10 protein-coding genes are annotated in these 13286 nt (G+C 71.0%); 8 read left to right on the top strand and 2 right to left on the bottom strand.

The annotated features are described in order from the left end of the window. The first annotated feature begins 89 nt into the window (after window positions 1–89). Window positions 90–1358: an MFS transporter gene (locus ACZ6JT_RS19615; protein WP_469211313.1), complete on the top strand. Its 1269-nt coding sequence runs from the start codon at window positions 90–92 to the stop codon at window positions 1356–1358. Between the two features lie 65 nt (window positions 1359–1423). Here the strand turns inward: ACZ6JT_RS19615 and ACZ6JT_RS19610 are convergent, their stop codons facing one another. Further along, a complete protein-coding gene (locus tag ACZ6JT_RS19610; protein WP_469211310.1) occupies window positions 1424–2890 on the bottom strand; it encodes a CCA tRNA nucleotidyltransferase in 1467 nt (488 codons plus the stop codon). A 185-nt stretch (window positions 2891–3075) separates the two neighbouring features. Here ACZ6JT_RS19610 and ACZ6JT_RS19605 point away from each other — a divergent pair, with 185 nt between their 5' ends. The 7 genes from ACZ6JT_RS19605 to trxA all read left to right on the top strand — a co-directional run bounded on the left by ACZ6JT_RS19605 (window position 3076) and on the right by trxA (window position 12593). Next, entirely contained in the window at window positions 3076–5340 is a 2265-nt protein-coding gene (locus tag ACZ6JT_RS19605) for a DUF6049 family protein (RefSeq protein WP_469211309.1), read from the top strand. A gap of 46 nt (window positions 5341–5386) precedes the next feature. Continuing rightward, window positions 5387–7561, top strand: a complete 2175-nt coding sequence (gene murJ, locus ACZ6JT_RS19600; RefSeq protein WP_376615643.1) for a murein biosynthesis integral membrane protein MurJ — start codon at window positions 5387–5389, stop codon at window positions 7559–7561. Between the two features lie 117 nt (window positions 7562–7678). Continuing rightward, on the top strand, window positions 7679–9412 hold the full coding sequence (locus ACZ6JT_RS19595; protein WP_469211307.1) for a protein kinase family protein: 1734 nt from the start codon (window positions 7679–7681) through the stop codon (window positions 9410–9412). Between the two features lie 96 nt (window positions 9413–9508). Then, entirely contained in the window at window positions 9509–10204 is a 696-nt protein-coding gene (gene sigM, locus ACZ6JT_RS19590; protein ID WP_469211305.1) for an RNA polymerase sigma factor SigM, read from the top strand. Beyond that, entirely contained in the window at window positions 10201–11121 is a 921-nt protein-coding gene (locus ACZ6JT_RS19585) for an anti-sigma factor (RefSeq protein WP_469211303.1), read from the top strand. The genes sigM and ACZ6JT_RS19585 overlap by 4 nt, the downstream gene beginning before the upstream one ends. A 124-nt stretch (window positions 11122–11245) precedes the next feature. Beyond that, on the top strand, window positions 11246–12211 hold the full coding sequence (trxB, locus tag ACZ6JT_RS19580) for a thioredoxin-disulfide reductase (RefSeq protein ID WP_469211301.1): 966 nt from the start codon (window positions 11246–11248) through the stop codon (window positions 12209–12211). Between the two features lie 46 nt (window positions 12212–12257). After that, window positions 12258–12593 carry a thioredoxin gene (gene trxA / locus ACZ6JT_RS19575; protein WP_469211299.1) on the top strand — a complete coding sequence of 112 codons (336 nt, stop codon included), beginning with the start codon at window positions 12258–12260 and terminating at the stop codon, window positions 12591–12593. A 69-nt stretch (window positions 12594–12662) separates the two neighbouring features. On the opposite strand, the gene ACZ6JT_RS19570 is transcribed toward trxA, so the two are convergent. Then, complete coding sequence (locus ACZ6JT_RS19570; protein ID WP_469211297.1) at window positions 12663–13280, bottom strand: GNAT family N-acetyltransferase; 618 nt, start codon at window positions 13278–13280, stop codon at window positions 12663–12665. Between the last annotated feature and the right edge of the window lie 6 nt (window positions 13281–13286).

The following is a 13286-nucleotide window of genomic DNA, read 5'->3' as shown; positions in this document are numbered from 1 at the left end:
GCGAGGACACCTGGACTTCGGCTGTTCTTCCGCGGAGGGTCCCCGGGCAATATGCCCGGGGACCCTCCGCGTATGTGACCCTTGCCCTCATGCCTGTCGTACGTGATCTGCGCGTACTCCTGCGCCTCAGGGACTTCCGCAACCTGCTCGCCGTACGGCTGCTCTCCCAGGCGGCGGACGGCGTCTACCAAGTCGCCCTCGCCACCTATGTGGTCTTCTCCCCGGAGAAACAGACCTCGCCGACGGCCATCGCCTCGGCCATGGCGGTGCTGCTCCTGCCCTATTCGGTGATCGGCCCCTTCGCCGGGGTGCTGCTCGACCGCTGGCGTCGGCGTCAGGTCTTCCTCTACGGCAACCTGCTGCGCGCCTTCCTCGCCTGCGTCACCGGGATGCTGATCGTCGCGGGAGTACCCGACTGGCTGTTCTACGCCTCGGCGCTGTCCGTGACCGCCGTCAACCGCTTCGTGCTGGCCGGGCTCGCGGCCTCGCTGCCCCGCGTCGTCGGCCCCGACCAGCTGGTCACCGCGAACGCGCTCTCCCCCACCGCCGGCACCCTGGCGGCGGTCGCGGGCGGCGGGCTGGCCTTCCTCGTCCGGCTGCTGGCCTCCGACTCCAACGCCCTCGTCGTCCTGCTCGGGGCCGGGCTCTACCTGTGTGCGGCCCTCGTCTCCCTGCAGCTGGCCATCGGCCTGCTCGGGCCCGACCACCCTCCCGGCCGGGTCCACCCCTCCGTCGCCGAAGGAGTCGCCCTCACCGTGCGGGGCATGGCCGAAGGCCTCAGGCACCTGGCCGGCCGGCGCGAGGCGGCCCGGGCGCTCGCCGCGATGACCATGATGCGGTTCTGCTACGGCGCCCTGTTCGTCATGCTGCTGATGCTCTGCCGCTACTCCTGGTCGGACAACGAGGCTGACGGGCTGGCCCTGCTCGGCGTCGCGGTCGGCGCCTCCGGGGCGGGGTTCTTCGCGGCCGCCGTCGTGACCCCCTGGCTGGCGGGCCGGCTGGGCACCCTCGGCTGGATCACGGCCTGCTCCGCGGGAGCCGCGGTCCTGGTGCCCGTCCTCGGCCTGTTCTTCGCCCCGGGGCCGATGCTGGTCGCCGCCTTCGTCCTCGGCCTCGCCACCCAAGGGGCCAAGATCGCCACCGATACGGAAGTCCAGTCCCGGGTGGACGACGACTTCCGAGGCCGCGTCTTCTCCGTCTACGACGTGCTCTTCAATGTCGCCTTCGTGGGAGCGGCGGCGGTGGCCTCCCTCATGCTCCCCGTCGACGGGCGCTCGGTGGCCCTGGTCCTCTGTGTGTCCGCCCTCTACGCCGCGACCGCTCTCCTGCTGGGCCGGCAGGAGCGACGTCTCGTCTGAGGGCGCCCCCGACCAACGGTCGGCGTCGATGTTTCACGTGAAACATCGACGCCGACCGTCCTTCCTCAGGCCTGCGCGGCCCACCACTCCTTGAGCGCCACGACCGCGGCATCGCGCCCCATCGGGCCGTTCTCCAGCCGCAGCTCCAGCAGGAAGGCGTACGCCTTGCCGATCACCGGACCCGGGCCGACGTCCAGGACCTGCATGATCTCGTTGCCATCCAGGTCGGGCCGGATCGCGTCCAGCTCCTCCTGCTCCTGCAGCTGCGCGATGCGTTCCTCAAGCCCGTCGTAGGTCCGGGAGAGGGCGTTGGCCTTGCGCTTGTTGCGCGTCGTGCAGTCGGACCGGGTCAGCTTGTGCAAGCGCTCCAGCAGCGGACCGGCGTCGCGGACGTAGCGCCGCACCGCGGAGTCGGTCCACTCCCCGTCGCCGTAGCCGTGGAAGCGCAGGTGCAGCTCCACCAGCCGGGACACGTCCTTGATCATGTCGTTGGAGTACTTCAGCGCGGTCAGCCGCTTCTTGGTCATCTTCGCCCCCACCACCTCGTGGTGGTGGAAGGAGACACGGCCGTCGCTCTCGAAGCGGCGGGTACGGGGCTTGCCGATGTCGTGCAGCAGGGCCGCGAGGCGCAGCACCAGGTCCGGACCGTCCTCCTCGAGGGCGATGGCCTGCTCCAGCACGATCAGCGAGTGGTCGTAGACGTCCTTGTGCCGGTGGTGCTCGTCACTCTCCAGCCGTAGCGCGGGCAGCTCGGGCAGGACCCGGTCCGCCAGCCCCGTGTCCACGAGCAGTCCCAGACCCCGGCGCGGGTTGGCCGACAGGATCAGCTTGTTGAGCTCGCCCTGGACCCGCTCCGCCGAGACGATCTCGATGCGGTCGGACATCGCCTTCATGGCCGCCACGACCTCCGGGGCGACCTCGAAGTCCAGCTGCGCGGAGAACCGGGCCGCCCGCAGCATCCGCAGCGGATCGTCGGAGAACGAGTCCTCCGGGGTCCCGGGGGTGCGCAGCACTCCGCCGGCCAGGTCCTCCAGGCCCCCGTGCGGGTCGATGAACTCCTGCTCGGGCAGGGCCAGGGCCATGGCGTTGACCGTGAAATCGCGCCGGACCAGGTCCTCGTCGATCGAGTCGCCGTAGGAGACCTCGGGCTTGCGCGAGGTGCGGTCGTAGGCCTCCGAACGGTACGTCGTCACCTCGATCTGGAAGTTCCGCACGACGTCCCCGACACGGGCGCTCTTCTGCGCCCCGACGGTGCCGAAGGCGATGCCCACGTCCCACACCGAGTCGGCCCACGGCCGGACGATCTTCAGCACGTCCTCGGGGCGGGCATCGGTGGTGAAGTCGAGATCGTTGCCGAGACGCCCGAGCAGCGCATCGCGGACGGACCCGCCGACCAGGGCGAGGCGGAAGCCCGCCTCCTGGAATCGGCGGCCGAGCTCGTCGGCGACAGGGGCGACCCGCAGCAGTTCACTGACCGCGCGGAGCTGCACCTGACTCAGGGCACTGGGGGTGTCTTCGTTGGCGTTCGGCACAACAGAAAAGGGTACGTGCCCGGCCCACCGGGAGCCGCCCCGTTTTGCGCGACCCCGGTAGGCGGCCGCCCCGGGGCGGAGCCGATCATGTGGAGCAAGGCGCGGCACTCGCACACAGCGGGCCTCGTTACCATGCCTGGACGCACAAAAAACGAGCACTGACACTTCGAGGAACGGGCTAGCGCGTGGCCGAGGCGGCAGACATCCAGGGGGCGTCCCCCGCTCCTGTCCGGCGCCGCTGGCTGCGGCGCGCGATCGTCCTGCTCGCCGGGACGCCCGTGATGGCCGCCCTGGTCTACTCTCCCGCGCCCAACGCCCAGGCGGTCCAGGCGACCGGTGTGGACGTCCAGCTGACCTCCATGACCCCTGCCGCGCCCGTCAAGGGCGACACCCTCACGATCTCCGGCACCGTGGTGAACACCGGCCCCGAGACGATCAACGACGCGCACGTCGGCCTGCGGGTCGGGCCCCCGCTCGCGGACCGGGCCTCCATCGACGAGGCCGCGGAACGCAACGGGTTCCGGGCCGGCGCCGACCCGGGCGAGATCGATCCGGCCTACGCCGTCAAGATCGCCTCGCTCCCGTCGAAGGTCCGCCAGGACTTCACCCTGACCGTCCCGGTGAACAAGCTCGAACTGGACAAGGACGGGGTCTACCAGCTCGGGGTCTCCCTCTCCGGGGCGACCGACAGCCGCCCGTCCGAGCAGGTCCTGGGCATCAAGCGGACCTTCCTGCCCTGGCAGCCGGAAGCCGCCTCCAAGCGCGCCCAGCTCACCTACGCGTGGCCGCTGATCTCCACCACCCGCGTGACCGCGGAGACCGGCTCCGACGAGCTGCAGACCCCCGTCTTCCTCGACGACTCGCTCGCCGACGAGCTCAAGCCCGGCGGCCGCCTGGAGCAGATGGTCAGCCTCGGCAAGGACCTGCCGATCACCTGGGTCATCGACCCCGACCTGCTCTACACGGTCGACGCGATGACCAAGGGCTACCGGGTCCGCACTCCCGGCGGAAAGCCCGTCCAGGGCAGGAACAAGGCCGTCGCCGAGCAGTGGCTGAGCTCCCTGGAAGCCGCAGTCCAGGGCAAGAAGGTCGTCGCCCTGCCCTTCGCGGATCCCGATCTCGCCTCCCTCGCCCACCACGGCAAGGACGTCTCGGGCACCCTGGGCCAGCTGCGCCCCGCCACCGACAAGGCGAAGCAGGCCGTCGAGACCGTCCTGCACGTCACGGCGTCCACCGACTTCTCCTGGCCCGTGGACGGCGCCATCGACCCCTCGATCGTCAACGTCGCCACCTCGGCCGGCGCCCACAACGTCCTCACCCGCAGCGACAGCCTCGTGGAGAGCGGAGCCCTCGGCTACACGCCCTCGGCCGCCCGGCCCATCGGCGCCGGCACCACCGCCGTCGTCGCGGACGCCGACCTGTCCACCGCCTTCGAGGGCGACATGCTGAACGCCGGGACCTCCACCCTGGCCGTGCAGCGCTTCCTCGCCCACAGCCTCGCCCTCAACCTGCAGAAGACCGACGAGCAGCGCAGCTTCGTCGTCGCCCCGCAGCGGATGCCCACCGTCAGCCAGGTGCAGACGATGGCCGCGGCCGTGCGCGGGCTCCAGGCGGGCCGGTGGACGCAGCCCGGGGACCTCGAGGCCGCGGCCGCCGCCAAGCCCGATCCCGGCGCCGCCACCCAGGTGCCGGGCGCCGGACAGTACCCCGAGGCCCTGCGCAAGCAGGAGCTGCCGGTGTCGGCCTTCGAGAAGATCCGCACCACGCAGAACAGCCTCGACCACTTCAAGGTGATCCTCGCCGCACCCGACCGCGTGGAGATCCCCTTCGGCAACACCACCAACCGGGAGATGTCCACGTCCTGGCGCGGGCGTCCCGAGGAGGCCCGCCTCTACCGGGACCAAGTGCAGGACTACCTGATCGGTCTCACCGAGAAGGTCAAGGTCATCCCCAAGTCCGACGCCACCCTGTCCGGACACAGCGCCACCATCCCGGTCAGCGTCCAGAACAGCCTCGTCCAGGACGTCCACGACCTGGTCCTGCGGGTGAAGTCCGCCAACCCGACCCGCCTGATGTTCGGCGACAGCGGCCAGGCCGAGCAGCAGGTGACCGTCCAGGGCGACCACACCCAGACCGTGAAGTTCACCGCCAACGCCACCGCGAGCGGCCCGGTCGAGGTCACGGCGCAGCTCTTCACCAAGGACGGCGTCCCCTACGGCAAGGAACGACGGTTCACCGTCGAGGCCACCGAGATCACCCCCACCGTGATGCTCGTCATCGCCGGCGGCGTGCTCCTCCTGGTCCTGGCAGGCATCAAGATGTACGCCAGCCGCAAGCGCGTCGCAGCCCGCGCGGCCGCCGAGGAGAGCACGCAGCCGAGTGACGAGTCCACGGACACCGGACCGCAAAGCACCGAGGGGTCCGGCACGGGTGAGACAGTGGACCGTTGAGCGATGCCGTGGCCGGTCGGCCTGGGGACGATGAGGTGGGGTTTCGATGAACGCGCCGTACGACGGTGACCGCGCGCAGGGCACTGGTGGGCCTGCGCCCTCCCAGGGCACTGCCCCGGGCACCCCGGTGCCCGGGCAGGTTCCCGCGCCTGCGCCCGCGCCGGAACGCGACCCGTATGTCCAGGATGCCTACGACTACGACCCGTACCGGGCCCAGGACCTGTCCGCCCAGGACCCCGTCGCCGAGGTCCTCTACGACCGCGCCTCGCACCCCCCGCCGCCGCCCGGCACCTACCAGGAGCCCGGACCGCTCTACGCGGCGCCGACCGCGCCCTCGTACTCCCCCGACCCGCGCGTCTGGGCCCAGACCCCGCCGCCCGAGCCGGACGGCCCCTCCCGCCACCTGCCGTACGGCGACCACGCGACCACCACCCAGTTCGTCGGCGTCGACTCCCTCGTCACCCAGGCCGCGGACGAGCAGCCGGAACCCGATGCCTTCGCCCACCTCTACCGCGACCAGGAGGCGGCGCCCCGCACCCCCGCCGAGGAAGCCCCCGTCGCGGCGCCGGCACCGAGCAAGCCCGCCGGCCGCGCCTCCAGCCTCCTGAAGTCCAGCGCGCTCATGGCCGCGGGCACGATCGTCTCGCGCATCACCGGCTTCGGGCGGACCCTGGTCATCGCCGGCGCGATCGGCGTGGGCACGTTCAACGACACGTACCAGATCGCCAACACCCTGCCCACGATGATCTACGTGCTGGTCGGTGGCGGCGCCCTCAACGCCGTCTTCATCCCGCAGCTGGTCCGGGCCATGAAGAACGACAAGGACGGCGGAGAGGCGTACGCCAACCGGCTGCTGACCCTCGTCGTGGTCCTGCTGGCCGCCATCACCACCATCTGCGTCCTGGCCGCACCGGTGTTCATCACGATGATGTCGCCGAAGATCGCCTCCGACCCGCAGCAGATGGAAGTGGCCGTCGCGTTCGCCCGCTACTGCCTGCCCACCATGTTCTTCATGGGCGTCCACGTGGTGCTCGGTCAGATCCTCAACGCCCGCGGCCGGTTCGGCGCCATGATGTGGACCCCGGTCCTCAACAACATCGTGGTCATCGCCACGTTCGGCGCCTTCATCTGGGCCTTCGGCGGCTTCACCACCTCCGGGGTCAACGCCACCACGGTCACCGCCGACGGTGTGCGCCTGCTGGGTGTCGGCACCCTGCTCGGCCTCACCGTCCAGGCCCTCGCGATGCTGCCCTACCTGCGCGACGCAGGCTTCCGGCCGCGCCTGCGCTTCGACTGGAAGGGCCACGGCCTCGGCAAGGCCGCCCGCCTGGCCAAGTGGACGTTCTTCTTCGTCCTCGCCAACCAGATCGGCCTGGTCGTCGTCACCCAGTTCGCCACCTGGGCCGGATCCGTCGCCGAGAAGCAGGGCCACTCCGGTACCGGCATCACCGCCTACAACTACGCGTTGCTGCTGTGGCAGATGCCGCAGGCGATCATCACCGTCTCCGTCATGACGGCCGTGCTGCCCCGCATCTCCCGCTCGGCCCACGACGGGGACGCCGCCGCGGTCCGCGACGACATCTCCTACGGACTGCGCACCTCGGCCGTCGCGATCGTGCCGTGCGCCTTCGCGTTCCTCGCGCTCGGCGTGCCGATGGCCACCCTGCTCTACGCCGGCTCGGGCTCGGGCGCGCAGAACATCGGCTACATCCTGATGGCCTTCGGCCTCGGGCTGATCCCGTACTCGGTCCAGTACGTGGTCCTGCGCGGGTTCTACGCCTACGAGGACACCCGGACGCCCTTCTACAACACGGTCATCGTCGCCGCCGTCAACGCGGCTGTCTCCGCGGCCTCCTTCTTCGTGCTCCCCGCCCGCTGGGCGGTCGTCGGCATGGCCGCCGCCTACGGCCTCGGCTACACCGTCGGCGTGGGCGTCGCCTGGCGCCGGCTCAAGACCCGCCTCGGCGGTGACCTCGACGGCGCCCACGTGATGCGCACCTACGCCCGCCTCACCGGAGCCTGTGTCCCCGCCGCCGCGGTGGCCGGCGCCGCCGCCTACGCGGTCACCCAGTGGCTGGGCAGTGGAGTCGCCGGTTCCGCCGCCGCCCTGGTGGCCGGAGGCATCGCCCTGGCGGCCGTGTTCCTCATCGCCGCCAAGCGGATGAGGATCGAAGAGCTCAACGCGATGGTCGGAATGGTCCGCGGACGTTTGGGGCGCTGATGCGCACAACCGTCGCCCCCGTTCGTGTGTCGTGCATAGCGTCGGACTGTGGGCACAATTGGCATGGCTTCGCAGACTGGCCTACAGCGCGTAACGGATGGGGAGGCAGGAACGACGGTGGCGGAACGTAGCACGGCTGCCGTCGACGTGGCCGACAACAGCGGTGATGAGCCGCTGGCCGCGCAAGCGGCGAAGGCCACGTCCGACGGGGTGGACACCCAGAACGGACGAGCCGCGGACGGACCCATGCCCGACAAGGACGGCGAACGCACGAAGGCGGCCCCCGCGGCCGCACCCGAACTCCACAGCGGCCACAAGCTCGCCAGACGCTACCGGCTGGAGGAGTGCGTCACCCGTGTGGACGGATTCAGCAGCTGGCGCGCGATGGACGAGAAACTGCGGCGTGCCGTGGGCGTCCACCTGATGCCCGCCGACCACGCGCGGGCACGCTCCGTCCTGGCCGCCGCGCGCTCCTCCGCCCTCCTCGGCGACCCCCGGTTCGTCCAGGTCCTCGACGCCGTGGAGGAGAACGACCTCGTCTACGTCGTCCACGAATGGCTGCCCGACGCCACCGAGCTCACCGCCCTCCTCGCCGCGGGCCCCCTGGAGCCCCACGAGGCCTACCAGCTCGTCAGCCAGGTCTCCCAGGCCATGGCCGCCGCGCACCGCGAAGGCCTGGCCCACCTGCGGCTGACGCCCAGCGCGATACTGCGCACCTCCACGGGCCAGTACCGGATCCGCGGCCTCGCCGTGAACGCCGCCCTGCGCGGCATCACCAGCGAGACCCCGCAGCGCGCCGACACCGAGGCCATCGGCGCCCTCCTGTACGCCGCGCTCACCCAGCGCTGGCCGTACGAGAACGACGCCTACGGTCTCGCCGGCCTGCCCAAGGGCGTGGGCCTGATCGCGCCCGACCAGGTGCGCGCCGGTGTCCACCGGGGTCTGGGCGAACTCGCCATGCGGGCGCTCGCCAACGACGGGGCCACCGCCTCCCGCCAGGAGCCCGCCTGCACGAGCCCCGAGGAGCTGGCCAAGGCCGTCGCCGCGATGCCCCGCATCCGGCCGCCGGAGCCCGTCTTCACGGCCCCGCCGGAGTACCAGCACACCACCTACCAGCAGGGCAGCTACGGCCGTCCCACGCCTCCCGGTGCCCACACCGCCCAGGTCCGGCCCGTCCAGCCGCCGCCTCCCCCGCTGCAGAGCCGTACCGGCCGGGCCCTCAAGTGGGGTGTCGCCGCCCTGCTCATCGCCGCCCTCGGCCTGGGCAGCTGGCAGCTGGCCGGCACCCTCCTGGGCCGCAACAACGGCGGCACCAACGGCCCGAACCAGACGCAGACCGATTCCGAGGAAGACCCGAAGCCCGTGACGCTCGGCAAAGCGCTCACCGTCAACGGCGTCTCGGTGTTCGCACCCGGCGGGGACCCGCTGAAGCCGGAGGACGCCCGCAACACGGTCGACAACGACCCGTCCACCAGCTGGATCACACCCCGGTACGACGGTTACGCGAACTTCGGAAACCTCGAGATCCACAACCGCAAGGCCGGCAGCGGCATCATCGTCGACCTCGGCAGCGTGCAGGAGGTGGCGGGCATCAACCTGGACCTCTACGCCCCCGGGCACAAGCTCCAGGTCCGCGCTGCCGCGCCCGACGCCTCCTCACCCACGTCGCTGGCCAAGTTCCCCGAGCAGATCGTCGAGGAGAAGACCGTCGAGAAGAATCTCGCCGTCACGCTCGGACACGTGATCAAGACCCGCTACCTCCTGATCCACCTCACCGCGCTGCCCTCCGAGGGGTCGGACAGCTACCGAGGCGGCATCAGCGAGATCAAGATCCTCGGTACGACCCCTTAGGTTCGCCCACCCTCGCGGGCCCGCTGCGCACCGGCACGGCGGGGCCTCGTCATTCCCCCGCCCAAGCCGTAATCTCCCTCCGGGAGGCGAGGTGTGATGCACGACGCGACGACCGGCGACGCCAGTGACGCGGATCTGCTGACCCGGCACGTGGCCGGCGATCCCGATGCGTTCGGGGAGATCGTGCGGCGGCATCGGGACCGGTTGTGGGCGGTGGCGCTGCGGACCCTGGGGGACCGCGAGGAAGCCGCCGACGCCGTGCAGGACGCCCTCGTCTCCGCCTACCGGGCCGCCCGCACCTTCCGCGGGGAATCCGCCGTCACGACCTGGCTGCACCGCATCACCGTGAACGCCTGCCTCGACCGCGCTCGGAAGACCGCCTCACGCAGGACATCCCCCCTCGACGACACGGACCGCCTGGAGCGGCTCCTGGAGCCCCACGAGTCCGCTGAGGCCCCCGCGGAGCGCCAGGACCTCCACCGTCAGCTGCTGGCCGCCCTCAGCACCCTCCCGGCCGATCAGCGGGCCGCGCTGGTCCTCGTCGACATGCAGGGATACCCCGTCGCCGAAGCCGCCCGCATCCTCGAGGTCCCCACCGGCACGGTGAAGAGCCGGTGCGCACGCGGCCGGGCGAAACTCGTCCCCCTCCTCACTCATCTGCGCACGAATGCCGGGGATAACAGCGCCACCGAGCGGGGAAGGAACCGGACGCCGGGTCCACCCGTCCCACCATCGGCACAACCCAGGCATTCAGACCCAGACGCTGTGAAGGGCGGAGGTGGACGACCGTGAGCCCCACAACCGGCACGACCGGCACGATCCGGCACCCGGACGTCTCGGAGATCTCCGACCTGACCGAAGGTCTCCTCTCCCCGTCCCGTACCGCCGAAGTCCGCAGGCACCTCGGTGACTGCGCCCTGTGCGCCGACGTCCGAGCCTCCCTGGAGGAGATCCGGGGGCTCCTCGGCACCCTCCCGGGACCGGCCCGGATGCCCGGTGACATCGCCGGCCGCATCGACGCGGCCCTCGCGGCCGAGGCCCTTCTCGACGCCACCCAGCCCCGGGCCAAGGCCACACCCGACGAACGGCCTCGCACCCCGAACCGCGATGTTTCACGTGAAACATCGCCCGCCGGTCACCCGACCGGCCCAACCGGCCCGGGCAGACGCCGCGCCCGCCGTCGGATCGCCGCGCTCTCGGGCCTGGTCGGAGCCGCCGCCTGCGCCCTCGGGCTCTTCCTGTTCGGTGACTTCTCCGGCACGCCCACCGGCGACACGGCCGCCCGTACCGAGACCCCGAACTCTTCGGACCGGGGCGCGGCCATCGCGGCCGGCGGCGACTACACGGCCGAGGGGCTCCAGGACACCGTGCACGGGCTCATCGCCACCCAGGGCGCCAAGACCGCTCCGGGGGAGCAGAACAACACCTACGGCATGGAGAACACGGCCCCGGCCCCGGGCGTCGCCCCGGGCGACAAGCGGGCGGCCGTGTCCGTCCCCGCCTGCGTCCAGGGCGCCACCGGCCGCCCGGACTCCCCGCTCGCCGCCGAGCGCGGCAACTACCAGGGCTCCGGCGTCTATCTCCTCGTCCTGCCGCACCCGGACGACTCCGCGCGCGTGGACGCCTATCTGGTCGACTCGGGCTGCGAGAACAGCGGCTCGGCCACCCCCGGAAAGGTCCTCCTGACGCGCACCTATCCCCGGAGCTGACAGGTTCGGCTCCGCAGTGGGACGGGCGGGGAATGCATGCGCCGTAGGATCCGTTGGGTGGGGTGAGAGTCCGCACCGGCCCCCGGTAGGCAGCACGCAGTCCGCAGAGACGAGGAAGAAACCCGTGAGCGACGTACGAAACGTGATCATCATCGGCTCCGGGCCGGCCGGTTACACCGCCGCCCTGTACACCGCACGCGCTTCGCTCAAGCCCCTGGTCTTCGAAGGCGCGGTCACCGCGGGTGGCGCCCTGATGAACACCACAGAGGTGGAGAACTTCCCGGGCTTCCAGGACGGGATCATGGGCCCGGACCTCATGGACAACATGCGCGGTCAGGCCGAGCGCTTCGGCGCCGAGCTGGTCCCGGACGACATCGTGGCCGTGGACCTCAGCGGTGAGATCAAGACCGTCACCGACACCGCCGGCACCGTGCACCGCGCCAAGGCCGTCATCGTCACCACCGGCTCCCAGCACCGCAAGCTCGGCCTGCCCAACGAGGACGCCCTCTCCGGCCGCGGCGTCTCCTGGTGCGCCACGTGCGACGGGTTCTTCTTCAAGGACCACGACATCGCCGTCGTCGGCGGCGGCGACACCGCGATCGAGGAGGCCACCTTCCTCTCGCGCTTCGCCAAGTCCGTCACGATCGTCCACCGCCGTGACAGCCTGCGCGCCTCGAAGGCCATGCAGGACCGCGCCTTCGCCGACCCGAAGATCAAGTTCGCCTGGGACAGCGAGGTCGCCGAGATCCACGGCGACCAGAAGCTCTCCGGCCTCACCCTGCGCAACACCAAGACCGGTGAGACCTCCGCGCTGGCCGTGACCGGCCTGTTCATCGCCGTCGGCCACGACCCGCGCACCGAGCTGTTCAAGGACCAGCTGGACCTGGACGACGAGGGCTACCTCAAGGTCGACGCCCCCTCCACCCGGACCAGTGTCACCGGCGTGTTCGGTGCCGGCGACGTCGTGGACCACACGTACCGTCAGGCCATCACCGCTGCGGGCACGGGTTGCTCCGCCGCCCTCGACGCCGAGCGCTTCCTCGCCGCCCTCGCGGACGCCGAGAAGGCGGCCGCGACCGCCACTGTCTGACCGCTTCACCCCACACCCCACCCCGCAGGAAAGAAGGAGGCCCGCCGTGGCTCTCAAGACCGTGACCGATGCTGACTTCGACGCCGAGGTCCTCAGCAGCGAGAAGCCCGTACTGGTGGACTTCTGGGCCGAATGGTGCGGACCGTGCCGCCAGATCGCGCCCTCCCTCGAGGCCATCGCCGCCGAGTACGGCGACCAGATCGAGATCGTCAAGCTCAACATCGACCAGAACCCGGCCACGGCTGCCAGGTACGGCGTCATGTCCATCCCGACGCTGAACGTCTACCAGGGCGGCGAGGTCGCCAAGACGATCGTCGGTGCCAAGCCGAAGGCCGCCATCCTGCGGGACCTCTCGGACTTCGTCGAGGTCAAGGCCGTCTGACGCTGACGCGCAGCGTTTCACGTGAAACGGGACCGCCCCCTTGGGGCGGTCCCGTTTCACATATCCCCTTCAGAGGGGACGCAGCGCCGGCTCCTTGCGCGCGCCGCCCAGCAGCCGGTCCAGCGCCAGCTCCACGTCTTCCTTCCAGGACAGCGTCGACCTCAGCTCCAGTCGCAGCCGTGGATGCACCGGATGGGGCCGTACGGTCTTGAAGCCCACGGCCAGGAGATGGTCCGCGGGCAGCAGACACGCCGGACCTTCCCAGCGGGCATCCCCGAACGCCTCGATCGCCCGAAAGCCGCGCCGCAGCAGATCCTTCGCCACCGTCTGCACCATGACCCGCCCCAGGCCCTGCCCCTGATACCCCGGCATGATCCATGCGGTGATCAGCTGCACCGCGTCCGGCGAGACCGGGCTGGTCGGAAACGCAGTGGCCCGCGGCACGTACGCCGGCGGCGCGTACAGCACGAACCCCACCGGAACCTCGTCCACGTAGACCACGCGGCCGCAGGACCCCCACTCCAGAAGGACAGCGGAGATCCACGCCTCCTTCTCCAGTGCCGAAGTCCCCGCCTTCACGGCGGCCTCACCGCTGACCGGGTCCAGTTCCCAGAACACACAGGACCGGCAACGACGCGGCAGATCCTGGAGGTTGTCCAGCGTGAGCGGTACCAGCCGACGACCCATGACCGC

This window comes from Streptomyces sp. NPDC046308 (genome assembly GCF_055588065.1).
This window is presented reverse-complemented; position numbering and strand designations above follow the sequence as displayed.